The sequence below is a fragment of the Massilia sp. YIM B02769 genome, assembly GCF_030411995.1.
GTDB lineage: Bacteria > Pseudomonadota > Gammaproteobacteria > Burkholderiales > Burkholderiaceae_D > Telluria.
Genome location: NZ_JASNRC010000001.1, coordinates 548,221 through 568,230, shown reverse-complemented (window position 1 = coordinate 568,230; position 20,010 = coordinate 548,221). Strand labels below are relative to the sequence as shown.

The window sequence follows — 20,010 nt, the reverse complement described above, 5'->3', positions numbered from 1 at the left end:
CTGTTGTCGACCACGACCGACATTTCCTTGCCCTGGTTGCCGACCGGGTAACCGGCGATGTAGCCGGAATCGGCCGGCCAGGGTTCGCCGTTCGGCGCGCCCGGCGTGGCGAGATCGGTGGCGCAGTCGGGCTGGCGCGGCGGCACCACCAGCTGGGTCACGGCCAGGGCTTTTACCTGGCTGGCCGGCAGGCGCGCGCCGTCCAGGCCGGCCCAGACGTCGGGCTCGGCTTCGGAAACCGGCGCGGGAGCCGGCGTCAAACCCGGCGTGGGCGCCGTGCCCTCGGTCCTCGGTGCGGCGGCCGGCCTGGCGTTGAAGGCGAGGGCCGAAGGCAGCACGCCCGGCGGCTGCAGCAGCAGGAAGACGGCGCCGGCGCCGGCCGTCACGCCGCCCAGGATGCCCAGCCACCATTTCGGGTCGCGCCACAGGCTAGGACGCGGCAGGGCCGGCGGCGGCGCTTCCCAATTGCCCTCGCGCGTACGGCCGCCCTCTTCGCCGCTGCTTTCCAGCCACTCGACTTCCCACTCCTCGGCCGCGATCCATTCGTCGTGCTCCTTGCGGCGCACCGGGTCGGACAGGGTGTTGTAGGCGGTGTTGACGATCGCCATGATGCGGGCGGCCTTTTCGTCGCCCGGATTCTTGTCGGGATGGTATTTCTGGCTCAGCGCCTTGTAGGCCGCACGCACGACTTCCCCCGGCGCACCGCGCGCCACCTTCAGGTTATCGTAGTGGGTGTGGATCTTGGCCATGGGTCTGTTGGAGGAAAGGCGTATGTTCTGTTCCGATGATAGCCGAAGTCACCGCCAGTTCAGCAGTACAGCATAGCCGGATTTGTGTCCACAAAGCAAGATATCTGTATTACAACTTATGGGTCACGTATGGGTCACGACCAAGGGATTACAACCTGTGGCTGCGGTCCGCCTGCAGGATCGCCCCCGGCAGTTCGACATCGGCGCCCACCGCCAGCACCTTGAACAACTCGCCCATCTCGGCCGGGGACACCAGCTTTTGCACCGCCTTCGACTGCGGCAGGTAGCGCACCGCGTCTTCCGGATCGGTTTGCAACAGCAGCTCGCCGATGCCGCAACCGAGCAGGAAACCGGCCTGGCTGGTATAGCCCAGCACTTCCAGGCCCGCGTCCTGGGCGGCCAGCGCCATCGCCGTGAAGTCGACGTGGGCCGTGATGTCCTGCAGGCCCGGCAAATAAAACGGTTCCGGGTGCGCATGGTGGCGGTAATGGCACATCAGGGTGCCGCCGCTGCGCTGGTCGACATAGTATTCATGGGCCGGGAAGCCGTAGTCGAACAGCAGCGCCGCCCCTTTCCCGTTCCTGAACATCTGCGCCAGCGACGCCATGAAGCCGCAGGCGACCGGGTGGATCTCGGTCAGGTAGCCTTGCGGCAGCGCGTCGGCATCGGGGATCTGGCGCGCCAGTTGCCCGGCCAGCGCCGCGTCGGGTTCCTGCTGGACGTAGGCGAAGCGCCCTGCCTCGACGGTGACCATCTGGCGCCGCCAGCCGTCCGCTGTCTTCACGACCAGTTCGACCGGCATGGCGTCGAGCACCTCGTTGGCCAGCACCACGCCGCTGAACGCATCCGGGAAGCCGTCGATCCAGCGCACCTGCGGGAAATCCTGCAAGGCTTCCTGCTGGCGCGCGCGCAGTTCGCCCGACAGTTCGATGATGGTGTAGCTGTCGACCCGCACCCCATCGGCCGCCAGCGCGGTAAGCACGTCGCGCGCCAGCTTGCCGGTGCCGGCGCCGAATTCGATGATGTTGGGCGCGCTTTGGGCGATAATAGCGGCTGCCGTGCGCGCCAGCGCCGCCCCGAACAGGGGCGTGATCTCGGGCGCGGTGGTGAAATCGCCATCGGCGCCCAGCTTGGCCGCGCCGCCGCTGTAGTAGCCGAGCCGGGGCGCGTACAGCGCCAGCTCCATGAAACGCGAAAAGGCAATCGCGCCGCCCTGCTGTTCAATTTCAGCGGCAATCAGTTGCTGCAAGGCGTGGGACGCGGCCAGCGCGTCGCTGTCGGGAAGGGGTAGGGACATCCCGGCATTGTAGCCAGATCGGCAGGGTTCAACAATTTCAGTCAAGCCACATTCTGTTATGACGCAAGACACTTCGCCGCATGCTGCTCCGCGCGTTGCGCTCGTCACCGGCGCCGGCCGCCGCATCGGCCGCGCGATCGCGCTCGGCCTGGCCGCGGCCGGCTGGGACATCGCCGTCCATTACCGCCATTCCGCCCGCGAGGCCGAGGACGTCGCCGAGGCGATCCGGGCGCTCGGCCGCCGCGCCGCGACCCTGGCATGCGACCTGGCCGACGAAGCGGCGGTGCGCGCCCTGCCCGGCCGCGCGGCCGAGGCCCTGGGCCCGCTGACTTGCATCGTCAACAATGCTTCGTTGTTCGAATACGACAACGCCACCAGTTTTTCGCCGGCTTTATTAAGCGCCCACATGAGCGCCAACCTGGCCGCGCCCCTGCTGCTGGCCCAGGCCCTGCACGCGGCCACGCCGGAAAACGGCCAGGCGGTGGTGGTCAACCTGCTGGACCAGAAACTGTACAATCTCAACCCGGATTTTTTATCGTACACGCTGTCGAAAGCCGCGCTCGATACCGCGACCCGGATGCTGGCCCAGGCGCTGGCGCCGCGGCTGCGCATCGTCGGCGTGGCGCCCGGCATCACCATGGTCTCGGGCGACCAGAGCGAAAGCGGTTTCGCCCAGGCGCACACGGCGACGCCGCTGGGCCGTTCCTCGACCCCGCAGGACATCGCCGACGCCGTGGTGTACGCGGCCTCGGCGCGCGCGCTCACCGGCACCACCCTGGTGGTCGACGGCGGCCAGCACCTGGTGCCTTTGGTGCGCGACGTGATGTTCCTGACCAAATAACGCAACAAGCAACGCAACTAGCAACGCAACTAGCAATTTAACCAGCACTCTCACAAGGCTTCTTATGCTGTCCGCCCTGACCCACCCGAGCTTGCGCGATTGCCGCCGGCTGTTCCTGCGCAATTACGAAGTGATGATCAACATAGGCGTCCACGACTTCGAGAAAAAGGGCGAGCAGCGCGTGCTGATCAACGTCGACCTGTACATCCCGCTGGCCGAATCGACGCCCAAGGCGGACCAGCTCGACGAAGTGGTTGACTACGACTTCATGCGCGAAACCGTTTCGAAGCGCATGGCGCAGGGCCACGTGCACCTGCAGGAGACCCTGGTCGACGACCTGGTGGACGCCCTGCTGGCCCACCCGCGCGTGCGCGCCGTGGCGCTGTCGACGATGAAGCCGGACGTGTATCCCGACTGCGAAGGCGTCGGCGTGGAAGTGTTCAAGATCAAGGATGAAGCATGAATGCAGCAGTAATGAACGAAACGTTGGCCCAAGACGCCGTCAGCAACCCGAAACTCGACAAGGTCGCGCGCGAAAACAACAAGCTCCACAAGCGCCTGTGCCGCCTGGTCGGCCAGGCCATCGGCGACTTCAACATGATCGAGAACGGCGACAAGGTGATGGTCTGCCTGTCCGGCGGCAAGGACAGCTACGCCCTGCTCGACATCCTGATGACCCTGCGCGAGCGCGCCCCGATCCATTTCGACATCGTGGCGGTAAACCTCGACCAGAAGCAGCCGAACTTCCCGGCCGACATCCTGCCGGCCTACCTCGATAAACTGGGCGTGCCGTACCACATCGAGAACCAGGACACCTACAGCATCGTCAAGCGCCTGATCCCGGAAGGCAAGACCACCTGCTCGCTGTGCTCGCGCCTGCGGCGCGGCATCCTGTACCGCGTAGCCGATGAACTCGGCTGCAACAAGATCGCCCTCGGCCACCACCGCGACGACATCCTCGAGACCTTCTTCCTGAACATGTTCTTCGGCGGGAAGCTGAAGGGCATGCCGGCCAAGCTGGTCTCCGACGACGGCAAGCACATGGTGATCCGCCCGCTGGCCTATGTGAAGGAAGCCGACACCGAGCGCTATGCCGAGGTGAAGAATTTCCCGATCATTCCGTGCGACCTGTGCGGCTCGCAGGAAAACCTGCAGCGCAAGCAGATCAAGGCCATGCTGCGCGGCTGGGAAAAAACGAATCCGGGACGCGTGGAGAATGTGTTCTCGTCGCTCTCGACCGTGGTGCCCTCGCACCTGCAGGACCGGAACCTGTTCGGCTTTGTCGATCTCAAAACCGATGGCGTGCCGAATCCGCTCGGCGATATCGCCTTCGACGAAGAGCCGTGCTCGACGCCGGTGGCGAATACGATTTCGCTTAGTCAGCTCTAAACCCACTCTGATCTAGACAAGGGCGCGCTGGCGCGATGCCAGCAGCGCCCCGGCAAACAGCGCCAGCGCGGAAAACACCAGCCCGCGTTGCAGGCCGCCCGGCCCGTCGGCGATCCAGCCGATGGTCGATGGCCCGACGATCTGGCCCAGCGCGAACACGGTGGTAAACGCGCTGATGCCGGCCGACCACGCATGCTGGGGCAGGTTGTGGCGCACCAGGGCCGTGGTCGAGGCGACCACCGACAGGAAGATCCCGCCGAACATCAACCCGGAGACGAACATCAGCGCCGGCGCGCTCGTCAAGGCCGGCAGGATCGTCGCCACGCCCAGCAGTCCATTCAATATCGCCATCGCCTGCCCGCCCTTGAAGCGGTCGAGCATGCGCGCCCAGATGCGCGACGATGCCATCACGGCCAGGCCCAGCATGGCGTAGAACAGCGTGATCGTGCCGGCGCCCATGCCCTGCTCGCGCAGCAAGGCGATCACGAAGGTCATGTAGCCGATGTAGCCGACGCCGAACATCAGGTAGCCGGCCAGGCCGAACGCGAAAGGCCGCAGCGTGAATCCGCCCTGCCCGCCCGCGTTCGAGGGCGCACCGTCGACCTGGCGCGCCGGCTTGACCATGGCCAGCGTCGCCAGCAGGCAGAGTGCGGCGAGTGCGACCCAGGCCCATTGCCAGGTGTGCGCAGCACCCCGGGCGGCGGCGCTGTCCATCGCCAACGGCACCAGCAGCGCGGAGGCGGCGATGCCCAGGCCGGTGCCGCCGTAATAGATCCCGAGCAGCAGGCCGGAACGGTCCGGATGCAGGACGCCCAGGCGCGCCGCCAGCAGGCCGCCGGCAATGAAGATGAAGGCGCTGGCGATGCCCGCCAGGACGCGCTGGCCGATCAGCAGGCCGGCGTCGACCACGAAGCCGGAGAGCAGCATGAACAGGCTGGCCAGCACCGCGCCGCCGACCAGCGCGGCCTGCGCGCCGTAGCGCCGCATCAGGGCCGGCGTGGCCAGGGCGCCGAGAAAATAGCCGAGGGCGTTCCCTGTGTTCATGGCGCCCGACAGGAAATAGGACCAGCCGAGGTCGGCGCGCATGGGCGGCAGCAGCAAGGCGTAGGAAAAGCGCGTCAGGCCCAGCGACACGGCGGCGCCGAGCGACAGCGCAAAGGCGGTCAGGAAGGGACGCCGCGCGGCCAGCGAAGCGGGGCCGGGGAGGATGCTCGATGCGGTTTTCGCGTGACGGTCCATGCTGCGATTGTAAAGTCAAAACGCGGCGTGTCGCGCGTTATCGGTATTACAATCGCCTGAATCGATCACAAGGTGAATCCATGCCCCTGCTGCCCCGCCTGTCCGCCGTCTTCGCACTTGCCTTCACCATGCTGACGCCCTGCGCCGCCCTTGCCGACCCCGCCGCGATCTACCTTGTGCGCCATGGCGAGAAGGAAGCCGCGGGCCAGGACCCCGCGCTCACGACGCAGGGGCGGCAGCGCGCGCAGAACATCGCCGTCATGCTGCACAAGGCGGGCATCGCCCACATCTTCAGCACGCCGACCACGCGCACGCGCCAGACCGCGCAGCCGCTGGCCGAGCGCAATGGCTTGAAGGTGGCGCTCTACGATCCGCGCACGCCGCAGGCGCTGGTGGCGAAGGTGAAGGGCTTGCATGGGCCGGTGCTGGTGGTGGGGCATTCGAACACGCTGTCGGAGCTGGTGCGGCTGTTCGGCGGCCAGCCGGGAGCGGAGATCGCCGACAACGAGTATGACCGGGTGTACCAGTTGACGCCGGGTGCGAATGGCGGTGTGGGGACGGTGGTGTTCACGTCGCTGCCCGAGACGGGCGCGGCGCCGTAGGGTGGGTTCTCCGAACCCACCATTGCGGGAATGGTGATGGCGCCCAGGTGGGTTCGAGAACCCACCCTACCTCAGGGCGCGACGTTCGCGCGCAGCACCGGATACAGGTTCAAACGCTCGTCCCACGACGCATGGCGGCGCGCGAAGAATTCCAGGCGCGCGTGCGGGTTCTTCGCGAACGCCGGGTCGCTGTCGATGCGGCGCTTGAACTCGGCGGCAACGGCCGGGTCGGCCGCCATCTGCTCGCGTGCCACGTCTTCGGCCACGTACTCTTCCATGTACTCCTTGGCCTCATAGGCATTATTGAACATGCCCCATGCCAGCAGCGAGTCCGGGCCTTGCGGCTCAAAGATCGCCATCACCAGGCGCGCCTTCGGCTGGGCAATCGGCACGAACAGGGCGCCGCGGCCGACGCTACGCGCTTCAGCCTTCCAATTACCTTCGACCGTCAGGCGCTGGTGCGATTCGAGCGACTTGGCGCCGAAGGTCACCTTGTCGGCGCGGAAGGTCTCGGCCTCGAAGCGCTCGATCCCTTTGTCGAGTTTACGGAAGGCGATGCCGTGCTGGGTCAGCTTGGTGGCCACCATGGCTGCGTAGGCGGCGGGCACAATGTAGCCGGCGCGCGGCGCGGCCACCTGCAAATCGGCCACCACCTCGTCGCGCAGCGGCACGCGCCAGACCTGCGGCTTGGTTTCGTCGTAGCGCGTCATCAGGATGCCCGACACATCCGACGGCGTGCGCGTGTATTCGTAGCCGTTGAAGTCGACCATCTTCGATTTCTCGAGGGTCTTCCAGGTCAGCGGCACCGGCGTACCTGCCAGTTTCAGCGCGCGGGCATCGGCCGCGCGCGCGGCCTGCTGCCATTCCTTGCCGTGTTTCGCCACCTGCTCCAGCACCGACACGAAGCTGTTGTGGGTGATGCGCACGCGGGTCGGATAATCCTTCCACGAATGGGTCTCGACCAACATCGCCATGCGGTTACGCAGCTGGAAGTAGCCGGTCGAGAAGCGCGGGTCGGACACGCCGTCCATGAAGCCAGACATCGGGTCGTCGGTCTTCACGAAGGACATGTAGTAGGACTGCGGGGTCGAACCCTGTTTCGCGATGTCGGCGATGACGTTGTCGCGCAATGCGAGGCCGGCCTTGCGGAATTCCGGGTCGCCCGAGTACACCGGCTCGACCTGGATCGAGACGTCGTGCTGGAACTTGGCGCCGTCGGTCACGTGCAGGTCGACGTAGGTCAGCGGGTCCCAGGCGTTCACCAGCGCCAGCATGGCCTGCATCTCGGGCGCGTCGGCTTTCACGTAGTCGCGGTTCAGGTTGAAGTTCTGGGCCGTGGTGCGCCAGCCCATCTCGACCGGGCCGCGCTGGTTCGGACGGTTCCACTGGCCGAAGCGCTCGTGGCCGTCGACGTTGAAGACCGGGACGAACAGCAGCACCTGCTTGTCGAGCGCACCCTTGGCCAGGCGGCCTTCCAGCATTTCGCGCAGGGCCAGGAAGCCGGCGTCCTTGCCGTCGATCTCGCCGGCGTGGATGCCGCCCTGGATCAGGGTCACCGGCAGGTTGGCTTTCGCCGCCGCCTGCGCGGTAAACGCACCGCTACGGGTGACGACCAGCGCCAGCATCGGGCGGTCTTCCGGCGTGCGGCCGAATTCGATGCACTTCACCTCCTTCGGATAGGCCTTCTGGAAGTCGGCGCACAGCTTGATGACTTCGTCGTAGCGGCCGGTGGCCTGGAAGCCCGAGCGCTCGGAGACGGTGGTCAGATCCGGGGCGGCATGGATCAGGGGGGAAGCGGCGAGCAGGGCAAGCAGTAACGCAGAACGAATCATCGAGGAGGCTCCGGCAAGGGGAAGAAGCAAAGCGGAAAATTATAGTCGCGTTCGCGTGCCCACAGAGGCTTGAAGTTCACTTTGTTAAGCTTGGCGTATTGACACCCACTGGAGAACGCGATGACCACCGAACTTGCAATTGGACTCATCCATAGCAAACGGTGTCAGCGCCTAAAAAAAACGCCACCCGAGGGTGGCGTTCTTCATTCCGGCAAGCGAGCGGCTCAGCGTGGACGGCTGTAGATCTTCAGCTCGGACACGTTCTTGCGCACCAGGGTCTTCGGCTGGGCCAGCGACATCGCGGTGGCCGAAGGCGTGGCCGGGCAGGTGCCGGTGGCGCGGTGGGACAGCGCCGCCGCCAGCAGGGCTTCGTCCTTGTCGCCCAGCTCGTGGCTGAGGTCGTCGGCCACGCGGCAGGTCGGCGCGAAGCCGTCCGCGTAGTCGCCGTAGCCCTTCGCATTCACGCCCTTGAACTCGATCGAGAAGTAGGTCGTGCCGCAGTTCGGCACCGGCGTGAAGCCGTATGGCTTGCCGCAGGTCTGGCTGCCGACGACGTCGACCTGGACGTCGACGCCGCGCAGGGCGTTGATCACCGCTTCGCTGGCCGAGCAGGTGCCTTCGGTGGTCAGGATCGTCACGCGCGGCAGGCTCAGGGTCGGCAGCGCGGCGCCCTTGGCCACCGCGTTCGGCGCCTCGAAGCCGTAGGCGGTCGGTGCGAAGCGCACGGTATCCGATGCGTCGGTCTGGACCTTGCCGTTGTACGACAGGCTTTCGAAGACCTTGCCGTTCGAGGTCGGGCCGGCGACCATGTAGGCCAGTTCGGCCGCGACGTACAGCAGGCCGCCGCCGTTGTAACGCATGTCGATCACCAGGTCGTTGACGTTGGCGGTCTTCAGCGTGTTGAAGGCATCGATCAGCTGGCGCTCGGCCACGGCGTTGTGGTTCTCGAAGGTCAGGTAGCCGACACGGCGGCCGCCCGCGATGTCGAAGGTCTTGACGTTCTTGACCGACTTGGCCGTCACTTCCTTGGCCGCCAGGGTCACCGGAATCGAGGTCGCGCCGCGGGTCACGGTGAAGCTATGGGTCTCGTTGGCAGCGGCCGGGAACAGGCCGGCATTGATCTTCGCGACCGAGGCTTCGTCGGTGGCGTTAATGAAGTCGACGCCGTCGACCACGGTCAGGCGGTCGCCGCGCTTCAGGCCGGCCAGGGCCGCCGGCGAACCCTCTTCCACGATGGTGGCGTTCCAGATGCGCGGTGCGGTCGCGCCGCTGCTGGTCCAGGTCACGCCGTAGCCCAGCTCGATGCCTTCGGTGCTCAGCTTGTCCCACTCGTCGCTGTCGTAGGTGAAGTGGAACTTGTCCTTCGGCGCGCCGGATGCGGTGGTCAGCGGGGTTTTCAGCTTGTCGAAGTAGGCGACCGGATCGGTGAAATCGGACATCTTGAAATCGGTCGGGATTTCGTTGTACCAGAGGTAGTACTGGTGGGTCCAGGCGCGCAGGAAGGTCAGCTCGTCGCGCAGGCTGCCCTTCTTGTCCGGGTAGGCCTTGCCGGTGTACGGGTCGGTACCGGTACGCGGCGTTTCGCAGTAGTTCCAGTAGGTGTCGAAGGCATTGCCCAGGGTCGTTACGTCCGGATCCGCGCCGGTGTTCGCCTGGCCTGGCGTGTATGGCGCCGGGTTCGTCGGCGTCGGGGTGACTGGAGGGTTGGTCGGCGGATTCACGCCAATCTGGCCGCCACCGCCGCCGCCGCCGCCGCCACCGCCTCCGCAGGCGGCAAGCGTGGAAGCGGCCACAACGGCGGCGCAGATCAGGCGTAGCGAAGTGGTCAGTTGACCCTTGGAGGAAGTTGGCGTCTTCATGGGATTCGTTAAGTAATGGACAAGTTTGTTAAGAAAGAGTAAGACAAGCCCGTCTATTTGAGAAGAGCGCACGATTGCTTTTTTTAAATTTTTTTTGCATAACTTTTCATCTGTAGACGTAAAAAAACGCCGGGCTGGCGCAAAGCCAGCTCCGGCGCGGTATGCGCGGCGCTTAATTTCTCAGGTAGCGCTCAGGTAGCGCTCAGGCCACCCGGGTGGCAGGCGCCGGACTGTGGAATGCCAACAACAGGTTCGCCTCCTTCTCCTTCGCCATCTTCAAGTGGCGCGCCTTCACGTGGCCATAGCCGCGGATGTCTTCCGGGATGCTGGCGATCGCCACCGCCTGGGCAAGGTTGTCGCCGGACAGCTTGGGCAGCAGGGCCGTCACCGTGTCGCGGTACTGCGCGATCAGGGCGCGTTCCGTCTTGCGCTCCTCGGTGTAGCCGAACACGTCGAAGGCGGTGCCGCGCAGGCCCTTCAGCTTCGCCAGCACGCCGAAGGCGCTCATCATCCACGGACCGTATTCCTTCTTCAGCGCGCGGCCTTCCTTGTCGTGCTTGGCCAGCAGCGGCGGCGCCAGGTGGAATTTCACGGTGATGTCGCCCTCGAACATGTTGGCGATCTTCTCGCGGAAAGCCGGATCCGTATGCAGGCGTGCGACCTCGTACTCGTCCTTGTAGGCCATCAGCTTGTAGAAGTAGCGCGCCACCGCTTCGGTCAGGCGCGTACCCTTGCCCAGCTTCGCTTCCTGCGCACGCACGCCATCGACAAAAGCCTTGTACCGGGCGGCGTAGGAGGCGTCCTGGTAGGCGGTGAGCAGCTCGACGCGGCGCGCGACCAGTTCGTCCAGCGTTTGCGCGCGCTTGAACTCGACCACCTTGGCCGGCGTCGCCAGCCGGGTCACCGCCGCCGGGTCGTGGGCGGCGCTGCGGCCCCAGTGGAAGGCGGCCTTGTTGAACGGGACCGAGACGCCATTCAGTTCGATCGCCTTCATCAGCGCTTCCTCGCTCAGCGGCACGCGGCCCTTCTGGAAGGCGTAGCCGAGCATGAACATGTTGGTGGCGATCGCGTCGCCCATCAGCGCGGTGGCGATGCGGCCAGCGTCGATGAAGTCGACATTGGCTTCGCCGCAGGCCTGCACGATGGCGCCGCGCGAACCCTCGGCCGGGAATTGCCAGTCCGGGTTCTTCACGAAGGCGGCAGTGGTGGCGCCGGTGCCGTTCACGGCGGCCCAGGTGCGGCCTTCGCCCATGCGGGAGAGGGCGTCGCGGCTGGCGGCGACGATCTGGTCGCAGCCGATCACCAGGTCCGCGCTGCCGGTGCCGACGCGGGTCGAGTGCAGGTCGGACTGGTGCTGGGCCAGGCGTACGTGCGACATCACCGGGCCGCCCTTCTGGGCCAGGCCGGACTGGTCGAGCACGATGGCGCCCTTGCCCTCGACGTGGGCCGCCATCGCCAGGATCTGGCCGACGGTGACGACGCCGGTGCCGCCGATGCCGGCCACCAGGATGCCGAAGGGCGTGCCGATTTCCGGGATGCGCGGCGCCGGCAGGCTTGGGAGCGCGCTATCGGTTGCAGCCGCTGCCTTCTTGGGTTTCTTCAAGCCGCCGCCCTCCACCGTGACGAAGCTCGGGCAGAAGCCGGACACGCACGAGAAGTCCTTGTTGCATGAGGACTGGTTGATCTGGCGCTTGCGGCCCAGTTCCGTTTCCAGCGGCTCGACCGAGAGGCAGTTCGACTGCACCGAGCAGTCGCCGCAGCCTTCGCACACGGCCTCATTGATGACGGCGCGCTTGGCCGGGTCGGGGAATTCGCCTTTTTTGCGGCGGCGGCGCTTTTCGGAGGCGCAGGTCTGGTCGTAGATCACGGCGGTCACGCCCGGCAGTTCGCGCAGTTCCTTCTGCACGTCCATCAGCTCGGAGCGGTGGCGCACGGTCACGCCCGCCGCCCAGGCATAGTCGCTCGGGTACTTGTCCGGCTCGTCGGTGACGACGATGATCGGGCCCACGCCTTCGGCGGCGATCTGGCGCGTGATCATGCCCGGGTCGAGCGGGCCGTCGACGTTCTGGCCGCCGGTCATCGCGACCGCGTCGTTATAGAGGATCTTGTAGGTGATGTTCACCTTGGCCGCCACCGCGGCGCGGATCGCCAGGATCCCCGAGTGGAAGTAGGTGCCGTCGCCCAGGTTCACGAAGACGTGCTTCTCGCTGGTGAACGGCGACTGGCCGATCCAGGTCGTGCCCTCGGCGCCCATGTGGGTGAAGGTCGAGGTTTCGCGGTCCATCCACAGCACCATGTAGTGGCAGCCGATGCCGGCCATGGCGCGCGAGCCTTCCGGTACCTTGGTCGAGCTGTTGTGCGGGCAGCCCGAGCAGAAGTAAGGAATGCGGTCGGTCTCGGGATTGGCTTTCGCCGGGATATTCTTCAGCACCAGTTCCTTGGCTTCGAGGAAGGCGATGCGTTCGCGCACGCGCTCGGCCACAGGGTGACCGGCGCAGTAGTGCGTGATGCGCGATGCGATGGCGCGTGCGATCTGCGCCGGATTCAGCTCGTAGGTGGCCGGCAGCAGCCAGTCGCCGTGACCCTTGCGGTCCTTGTTGCTCCATTCGCCGGTGTCGTCGAACTTGCCGACCACGCGCGGACGCTCGCCGTCGGGCAGGTTGTACAGCGCTTCCTTCAGCGCGTATTCCATTACCTGGCGCTTTTCTTCCACGACCAGGATCTCGTCCAGGCCGCGCGCGAATTCGTGCACGCCTTCGGGTTCGAGCGGCCAGGTCATGCCGATCTTGTACAGGCGGATGCCGATGTCGGCGGCGGCCTGCTCGTCGATACCGAGGTCGGCCAGGGCCTGGCGCGTGTCGACATAGCTTTTACCGGCGGTGATGATGCCGATTTTTGGTGCCGGGCTGTCCCAGATGATCTTGTTCAGCTTGTTCGCACGGGCATAGGCCAGGGCCGCATACCATTTGTGGTTGTTCATCCGGACTTCCTGGTCCAGCACGGCGTCGGGCCAGCGGATGTTCAGGCCGCCTTCAGGGACTTCGAAGTCGGTCGGGATGACGGTTTGCACGCGGTCCGGGTCGAGGTCGACCACGGCGCCCGATTCGATCACGTCGGTAACGCACTTCATCGACACCCACAGGCCGGTGTAGCGGCTCATGGCCCAGGCGTGCAGGCCGTAGTCGATGTATTCCTGCACCGACGACGGGTACAGCACCGGGATGCCGCAGGCGGTCAGGATGTGATCCGACTGGTGAGCGGTGGACGAGGACTTGGCCGCATGGTCGTCGCCGGCCAGCACCAGCACGCCGCCGTGCTGCGACGAGCCGGCGTTGTTGCCGTGCTTGAAGACGTCGCCGCAGCGGTCCACGCCGGGACCCTTGCCGTACCACATGGCGAACACGCCATCGTAGTTGGCATCCTTGTACAGATTGGTCTGCTGGGTGCCCCAGACGGCGGTGGCCGCCAGGTCTTCGTTCATCCCCGGATGGAACTTGACGTGGTGGGCATCGAGGTGCTTCTTCGCCTTCATCGCGGTCTGGTCGACGGCGGTGACCGGCGAGCCGCGGTAGCCGGTGATGTAGCCGGCGGTGTTCAGACCAGCCTTCAGGTCGCGCTCGCGCTGCAGCATCGGCAGGCGGATCAGGGCCTGGGTGCCGGTCATGAAGGCGCGGCCGCGCTCGAGCGTCCACTTGTCGTCGAGGGAAATGTCGTGTTCCGGCTGGGATGGCTGCAGCTGGGAGAGGTCGAGGGGTGCGTTCATGGTGTCTCCGTGGTCGTTGTGCAGGACGCAAAGCGGCGCGGCCGCCGTCCCGGCAAGCCGCGCTACCCCGATACACGTCCTTCGAATTTGGCGCCGTTTTTATTATTCGGAGCGCCACGGAGATGTCTCCTCCGTATTTGGCGACAGTATAGTCTTGTGCCCCCGGCATTAAATACCAATCAATTCCCCACGCAGAATCAAATGCGCAATAAAATTGCGGCTGGATTCAATTGAAGGAAAATTTATGTCAAAGATCGAGCTCGATAAAACCGACCGCAAGATCCTGGAAATCCTGCAGGCCGATGGGCGCCTGTCGAACCAGGACGTGGCCGAGCGCGTGAACCTGTCGCCCTCCCCTTGCCTGCGCCGCATCAAGCGCCTGGAAGAGGCCGGCGTGATCCGCCAGTACGTGGCCCTGGTCGACCCCGACAAGATCGGGCTGGGCCTGCTGGCCTATGTGAACGTGCGCCTGGAAAAGCACAGCGAGGGTCCTGCCAACTCGCGCGTACCGGCGACCTCGCCGCGTTTCGAGTTCGCCCAGGCGGTGGCGGCCTGGCCGGAAGTGGTGGCCTGCTATGCGATGACCGGGGAGATGGATTTCCTGCTGCGCGTGCACGTGGAAGACATGGACCACTTCTCGCGCTTCATGATGGCGACCCTGCTGCGCCATCCGTCGGTGCTGGATGTGAAGTCGAGCTTTGCGCTGCAGCGGATCAAGGAAACCACGGCCTTGCCGATCGAAGCGCCGCCAGCGCGGTAAGGGTTCGGAATCGTGCCTGCTGGGTGTTTGCAGGGTGGACCGGGCCGCGCTAGGCACCTGTATCCACGCGGTAGGACGCATGATTGGTCGAAAAGGGTCGCGAAGCAGCCGTTTCCGTCGCCTACCGGGCAGCTTTTCGAGGTGCATCTGTGGTACCGCGTGGGCACAGGTGCCCACCCTACAACTACAAAAGCAACAGCCTCACTTGGAACGCTTGCGCGGCGTGAACCACTTCACCGCCGCGCGGGCATTCGCCTTCACGGTGTAATCGATCACCGCGAACTGTTCTTCCAGCGCCTCGCGCATCACGCTGCCGGGACTCGGCGGCGGCAGGTGCAGGTAGGCGTCCGCCTCGCCATACTCGCGCTTGATCTCCATCCCCGCCTTCTTGGCGATGTGCATCATGGTGCGGTTGGTCGACAGACACTGCATGTAGAGGGTGTCGATGTCCGAATTGCGGCAGTGGATCGCGGCGCGCCCGAACAGCCGCGTGCCCACGCCCTGCCCGCGCGCGCTGCTTGACACCGAGACGCCGAATTCGGCCACCCGCTCCTTGCTGGTGGCCGCCGAACGCTGCGCCGGCGCCGGCGCGAAGGCCAGGTGGCCGACGCCGACCAGCTGGAACACGTGGCTGAACACCCCGAACACGATGTCGCGCGAAAAATCGATCTTGTTCACATAGGCGTGGATCTGCTCGTCGGGCAGCACGGTGCCGAAGCGCAGCAGGCGATCATTGGTGTCGAGCGCCAGGAAATGCTTGAGCATGCGCCGGCGGTCGCGCTTGCCCAGCTCCTTGACCAGCACGGCCGGACGGTCGGTCTTGCCGGCCAGGCTGGCCAGCCAGTGGGTGAACGAATTGTAGCGGCGCGGGTTCTCGGACATGCGGACATTCTAGCCCATCAGCTACCCTGATCCGCCGTCCCCGTGGTTCCGTCGGACTCCGGACTGCCCCACTGCGCGTTCGGGCTGATCACGAAGGTGCCCTTGCCGGCCTGCTTGGCCGCGTACATCGCCTTGTCGGCATCGGCCAGCAGCGCCGCCGCACCATGCTCGGCGCCGGCGCGGCCGCGCGCGCTGGCGATGCCGATGCTGGCCGAGATCCGCACCGGGTTGCCGTCGGCTTCCACGATGCCTTCGATTTCGTTCAGTACCGTCTGCGCCACGCGCAGCGCCCCTTCCGGCATGCCGACGCCTTCGAGCATGATCACGAATTCGTCGCCGCCCAGGCGCGCCAGCACGTCCTCGGCGCGCAATACCTTCTGCACGCGGCGCGCCACCAGCTGCAGCACCAGGTCGCCGGTGGCATGGCCCCAGGTATCGTTCACGCCCTTGAAGCCGTCGAGGTCGATGAACATGGCGGCCACCACGGTATCGCGCCGCGCCGCGCGCACCAGCGACAGTTCCAGCAGGCGGGTCAGCTGGCCGTAGTTCACCAGGCCGGTCAGGCTGTCGTGCTGGGCCAGGCGCGCCAGCTTCTTCGACTGTTCTTCCAGCTCGGCGGTACGCTCGGCCACCCGGTGTTCCAGCGTGTCGTTGGCCGCTTTCAGGCGGTGGTTCACGTCGTTGATGATGCGGTAGCTGCGGCGCAGGCGCCAGCCGGCATAGGCCAGCAGCGCCAGCAGCAGGATCGAATAGCCGAACAAAAAGCCGCGGTAGCGCTGGCGCTCGAGCACCTCGGCCTGGAAGGCGCGGTCGAATTCGCGGCCCAGGCGCGCCATCGCTTCGCCGGTGCCGAGCGCGGCGATCTGCGCCTCGAGCGCATTCTCGCGCGGACGGTTCGCCAGGATGGTGCGGGTGTCGCGTGCCAGGGTGTCGATCTGGTCCATGATGGCCTGCGAGAAGCGCGCCTTCTGCGGCTCGATCTGGGCCAGGATGGATTCGATGCGGCGCGCCAGGCCAGGCGTCGGCGCCAGGTTGTAGCGCAGGGTGTCGGCCAGCAGGTCATTCAGCAGCGCGTCGAGGCGCACCACCACCCGGCCCGGCGCCAGCGCGCCCTCGATCCCGCCCAGCTCCGTCTTCAAATCGGCCAGCGCCGGCGGCAGCGACTGCAAGGCCGCCCGCAGCGGCGGGTTCAGGCTGCGGAACTCGGCCACCAGGTCGGCCTTCATGCGCAGCGAACCATCCAGCGCCGTATGCGCCTGGCGCGCTGCGCGGTCGCGCTTGGCCGGCAGCGCGTCTTCGAGGTTGGTCATCAGTTCGCGCATCTGCGCCACCGGCGTCGCCAGGCGCGCATCGGCCATGCCGCTGCCGATGTGGGCACGCAGCAGGTTGGTGTCCCACTCGGCGTCGAGCTGCTGCAGCTCGTGCAACTGGTACATCACGCGGTTCTGGTTGTCGACATCGACGCCGGTGGTGCGCGTGTAGAGCACCGCCAGCAGCGCGATCAGCAACACCGCCGCGCCGGCCACGAATTGCAGCCGGCGCCGCGGATGCAGCGCCTCCATCCGGCGCATGCTGACTGCAAACGCCTTGTCCGACCAACGTAACAATTTACCCATAGTTGGTGGAGCATAGCGCAAGCGCAGGGCGGTTCGCGCACGCGCTTGTAACAAGAGTTAACTGACGAGTTAAGCAATGAGTTGAGAGATGAGTCAGGCGATGAGTTGAGAGATGAGTCAGGCGACGCGTTGCGGGAGCAGCGGGCGGGCCGGAGACGCGCGAACATCCAGGCGTTCATGGCCGAGTTGAAGGCGGCGTGGGCTGGTGGCGCGGCGCGGATCGCGCCGCTGAGCCGGCTCAGCGGCAAGGGCTGGAACAGCAGGAACATCCGTCCAGCCACCGCACACCGGAAACCGGCAGGCAGCTCCAGCCCACGGCGCTGCTGCCTGGATTTTATGCAGCGGCTCCCGGTGCCTGGCGCATCCACGCCTGGACCGCCTCCACGCGCGCGGCCAGCACGGCCTGCGGAATCCTGGCCTTGTCCTCGCCGCAGGCGGCGGCGACCTCGCCCGCGTTCACGCCGCGCGCCGCCTCCAGGGCGCCCAGCAGCCAGGGCCGCTGCGGATAGTCGGCGCCGAGCGTGGCGCATTCGACGGCGAGCAGCATCTCGGCAAAGCGTTCGGGCTTGCGGTAGGCATCGCAGCGGGCGAACAGCGCCACCAGGGTGTCGGCCGCCATCGCCAGGGCGCCGCCGATGCCGGCGTGCTCGCGCGCCGTCATCAGGGCCAGGTCGCGGCAGTCGTTCGGCACCTTCAGGCGCTTGCACAGGCCATCGATTGCCTCGGCGTCCTGCACCAGCGCGGCGAAACGCACGGCCAGTGGATGGCCGCGTCCGGCGGCGTAGTCGACGACGTCCATGGCGCGGACACCTTTGTCCGCTTCCTCCGATCCGTCCCCCAGGGCGTCGAGCTCCGGCATGATGCGCGCCAGTGCGCCGCAGTCGCGCAGCACGGCGAACATGCGCGAAGGACAGTGCTCCATCAGGCCGCGCGCGACTTCCTGCCAGACCCGCTCGGGCACCAGCGCATCGGCTTCGCCCGCCTCCACCATGCCGCGCATCAGGGCGTTGGTCTCGGGCGCCACGCGGAAGTCGGCAAAGCGGGCGGCGAAGCGCGCCACGCGCAGGATGCGCACCGGGTCTTCGGCAAAGGCGTCCGAGACGTGGCGGAACAGGCGCGCTTCGAGGTCGCGCTGCCCGCCGTACGGGTCGACGACGACGCCGTCATCGCCGCGCGCCATGGCGTTGATGGTCAGGTCGCGCCGCACCAGGTCGTCTTCCAGGGTGACGTCGGGCGAAGTGTGGAACACGAAGCCGTGGTAACCCGGCGCGGTCTTGCGCTCGGTGCGCGCCAGGGCGTATTCCTCTTGCGTCTTCGGATGCAGGAAGACGGGGAAATCCTTGCCGACCGGGCGGAAACCGGCGGCGACCATCTGTTCCGGGGTGGCGCCGACCACGACGTGGTCGTGGTCCTGCACCGGCAGGCCGAGCAGCGCGTCGCGCACGGCGCCGCCGACAACGTAGATCCGCATCGTCATGCGCGCGGCAGGTCGGCGTCGTGCAGCGGGGTCGGCTCGGTTTCCAGCATCGCTTCGCGCACCCAGCGCGCCACCGCCGGATGGGCCAGCACGCGGTCGCAATAGGCTTGCAGGGCCGGCGCCAGTGGCACGCCATAGGTCTTGAAGCGCGTGACCACCGGTGCGTAGAAGGCGTCGGCGATCGAGAAGTCGCCGAACAGGTACTCGTGGTGGCCGAAGCGCGCCAGGCATTCTTCCCAGATCTCGCAGATGCGGCCGATGTCGGCCTGGGCGCCCGGCGTGCGGCCGCGGCCCGGCAGCCTGGCCTGGATGTTCATCGACATGTCGTTGCGCAGGGCGGCGAAGCCGGAATGCATCTCGGCCGTGATGGAACGCGCCATGGCGCGCGCCGCCACGTCCTGCGGCCACAGGTGCTTGTCGGGGAATTGCTCGGCCAGGTATTCGCAGATGGCCAGGCTGTCCCAGATCGTCATCTCGCCGGCCAGCAGCACCGGCACCCTGCCCGCCTGCGAGTAGCTGGCGATCTTCGCGGCGGTGTCGGGCTGGTCGAGCAGCAGGCGCACTTCGGTGAACGGAATGTTAAAGGCGACCGCGGCCACCCAGGGCCGCATCGACCACGACGAGATGTTCTTGTTGCCGATGACGAGCGTCAGGCCGGGCTGGCGCGCCTTGTTCAGTGCATCGCTGAGGGTCGGGTCGAGTTCCGTGGTCTGCATGGCGTTCCTGTGCGGGGAATAAGGGTTAGCGGCCGGCGCGGGTGCGCAGGCGGTCGAGCGGCTCGCCCGGCGCCAGGTAGTGCGGAGCGACGGATTCGAGCGCTGTGAGCTTGATTCCCAGCGCGGCCGCTGTCAAGTCCTGGACCGCCGGGTCGATCACGTTATCGACGCGCATCGAGTCGAGGTTGTCGCGGGTGAGGATGGGTTCGCCCGGCAGCCGCTCGAACAGGCGTGCCTGGATCCGCGCCAGGCGCTCCGGCAATTCGACGATGGGCCGCTCGCAGCCGGCATAGCGCCCGGCCAGGCGCACCAGCTCGGCCAGCGTGTACACGTTCGGGCCGCCGAGTGGATACACCTGCTGGCGGGTGGCCGGGTCGCGCAGCGCATGCAGGAAGGCCTGGGCCACGTCGCACACGTAGACCGGCTGGAACACGGCGTTCGCGCAGGCCATCGGAATGACCGGGAAACGCCGCTGCAGGCGCGCGAACACGGTGAGGAAATGGTCGCCGGGGCCGAACACCACCGAGGGACGGAAGATGGTGGCGGCGACGTCAGGCCGGCTGCGCGCGGCCAGTTCGCCGTCGGCCTTCGAGCGCGCGTACATCGAGGGGCCGTCGATGTTGGCGCCGAGCGCGCTCATGTGCAGGTAATGGTCGACTCCGCTGGCGGCGCAGGCGTCGACGATGCGGCGCGGCAGCTCGACGTGGGCGCGCCGGAATTCCGGGCCGTAGGGATGGGCGCGGCTGCCGTGCAGGATGCCGACCAGGTTGATCGCGGCGGTGCGCCCGGCCAGCAGGCGGCGCAGGGTGGCGTCGTCATGGATGTCGGCCTCGACCACGTCGACGCCGGGCAGCATGGTGAGGTGGCGCACGCGCTCGGGATGGCGCGTGGGCAGCAGCACGGGAATGCTGTCCTCGGCCAGCATGGCCAGCAAGTGATTGCCGATGAAACCGGAACCGCCGAACACCACCACCGACAGGTCGCGCAT

16 protein-coding genes are annotated in these 20,010 nt (G+C 66.6%); 5 read left to right on the top strand and 11 right to left on the bottom strand.

Going from position 1 to position 20,010, the window contains the following annotated elements:
• Both QPK31_RS02660 and QPK31_RS02655 read right to left on the bottom strand, forming a co-directional pair.
• Window positions 1–749 (bottom strand): J domain-containing protein (locus QPK31_RS02660; protein ID WP_290421384.1); only part of this gene is annotated, 749 nt, incomplete at its 3' end.
• A gap of 148 nt (window positions 750–897) precedes the next feature.
• Window positions 898–2,046 (bottom strand): class I SAM-dependent methyltransferase, encoded by a 1,149-nt coding sequence (locus QPK31_RS02655; protein ID WP_290421383.1) that lies wholly within the window; start codon window positions 2,044–2,046, stop codon window positions 898–900.
• 58 nt (window positions 2,047–2,104) lie between these two features.
• Here QPK31_RS02655 and QPK31_RS02650 point away from each other — a divergent pair, with 58 nt between their 5' ends.
• From QPK31_RS02650 to ttcA, 3 genes are all read left to right on the top strand, one after another.
• Window positions 2,105–2,887 carry an SDR family oxidoreductase gene (locus QPK31_RS02650; RefSeq protein WP_290421382.1) on the top strand — a complete coding sequence of 261 codons (783 nt, stop codon included), beginning with the start codon at window positions 2,105–2,107 and terminating at the stop codon, window positions 2,885–2,887.
• Window positions 2,888–2,951: 64 nt separating this feature from the next.
• A complete protein-coding gene (locus QPK31_RS02645; RefSeq protein WP_290421381.1) occupies window positions 2,952–3,350 on the top strand; it encodes a dihydroneopterin aldolase in 399 nt (132 codons plus the stop codon).
• Window positions 3,347–4,276: a tRNA 2-thiocytidine(32) synthetase TtcA gene (gene ttcA / locus QPK31_RS02640; protein ID WP_290421380.1), complete on the top strand. Its 930-nt coding sequence runs from the start codon at window positions 3,347–3,349 to the stop codon at window positions 4,274–4,276. The genes QPK31_RS02645 and ttcA overlap by 4 nt, the downstream gene beginning before the upstream one ends.
• A 12-nt stretch (window positions 4,277–4,288) precedes the next feature.
• On the opposite strand, the gene QPK31_RS02635 is transcribed toward ttcA, so the two are convergent.
• Entirely contained in the window at window positions 4,289–5,515 is a 1,227-nt protein-coding gene (locus tag QPK31_RS02635; protein WP_290421379.1) for a YbfB/YjiJ family MFS transporter, read from the bottom strand.
• An 80-nt stretch (window positions 5,516–5,595) separates the two neighbouring features.
• Here QPK31_RS02635 and QPK31_RS02630 point away from each other — a divergent pair, with 80 nt between their 5' ends.
• Window positions 5,596–6,117, top strand: a complete 522-nt coding sequence (locus tag QPK31_RS02630; protein ID WP_290421378.1) for a phosphoglycerate mutase family protein — start codon at window positions 5,596–5,598, stop codon at window positions 6,115–6,117.
• Between the two features lie 71 nt (window positions 6,118–6,188).
• Here the strand turns inward: QPK31_RS02630 and QPK31_RS02625 are convergent, their stop codons facing one another.
• From QPK31_RS02625 to QPK31_RS02615, 3 genes are all read right to left on the bottom strand, one after another.
• Window positions 6,189–7,949 (bottom strand): M14 family metallopeptidase, encoded by a 1,761-nt coding sequence (locus QPK31_RS02625; protein WP_290421377.1) that lies wholly within the window; start codon window positions 7,947–7,949, stop codon window positions 6,189–6,191.
• A gap of 224 nt (window positions 7,950–8,173) precedes the next feature.
• The gene (locus QPK31_RS02620; protein WP_290421376.1) at window positions 8,174–9,808 is read right to left on the bottom strand and encodes a S41 family peptidase; all 1,635 of its coding nucleotides are present in this window, start codon (window positions 9,806–9,808) and stop codon (window positions 8,174–8,176) included.
• 202 nt (window positions 9,809–10,010) lie between these two features.
• Window positions 10,011–13,571, bottom strand: coding sequence for an indolepyruvate ferredoxin oxidoreductase family protein (locus QPK31_RS02615; protein ID WP_290421375.1), 3,561 nt, complete (start codon window positions 13,569–13,571; stop codon window positions 10,011–10,013).
• Between the two features lie 244 nt (window positions 13,572–13,815).
• Here QPK31_RS02615 and QPK31_RS02610 point away from each other — a divergent pair, with 244 nt between their 5' ends.
• Complete coding sequence (locus tag QPK31_RS02610) at window positions 13,816–14,331, top strand: Lrp/AsnC family transcriptional regulator (RefSeq protein ID WP_290421374.1); 516 nt, start codon at window positions 13,816–13,818, stop codon at window positions 14,329–14,331.
• A gap of 201 nt (window positions 14,332–14,532) precedes the next feature.
• Here QPK31_RS02610 and QPK31_RS02605 read toward each other — a convergent pair whose 3' ends face one another.
• From QPK31_RS02605 to QPK31_RS02585, 5 genes are all read right to left on the bottom strand, one after another.
• Entirely contained in the window at window positions 14,533–15,213 is a 681-nt protein-coding gene (locus QPK31_RS02605; protein ID WP_290421373.1) for a GNAT family N-acetyltransferase, read from the bottom strand.
• Between the two features lie 17 nt (window positions 15,214–15,230).
• Window positions 15,231–16,784, bottom strand: coding sequence for a DAHL domain-containing protein (locus tag QPK31_RS02600; protein ID WP_290421372.1), 1,554 nt, complete (start codon window positions 16,782–16,784; stop codon window positions 15,231–15,233).
• A gap of 379 nt (window positions 16,785–17,163) precedes the next feature.
• Window positions 17,164–18,300 carry a multifunctional CCA tRNA nucleotidyl transferase/2'3'-cyclic phosphodiesterase/2'nucleotidase/phosphatase gene (locus QPK31_RS02595; RefSeq protein WP_290421395.1) on the bottom strand — a complete coding sequence of 379 codons (1,137 nt, stop codon included), beginning with the start codon at window positions 18,298–18,300 and terminating at the stop codon, window positions 17,164–17,166.
• Between the two features lie 2 nt (window positions 18,301–18,302).
• A complete protein-coding gene (locus QPK31_RS02590) occupies window positions 18,303–19,022 on the bottom strand; it encodes a glutathione S-transferase family protein (protein WP_290421371.1) in 720 nt (239 codons plus the stop codon).
• A 25-nt stretch (window positions 19,023–19,047) separates the two neighbouring features.
• A complete protein-coding gene (locus tag QPK31_RS02585; RefSeq protein ID WP_290421370.1) occupies window positions 19,048–20,010 on the bottom strand; it encodes a complex I NDUFA9 subunit family protein in 963 nt (320 codons plus the stop codon).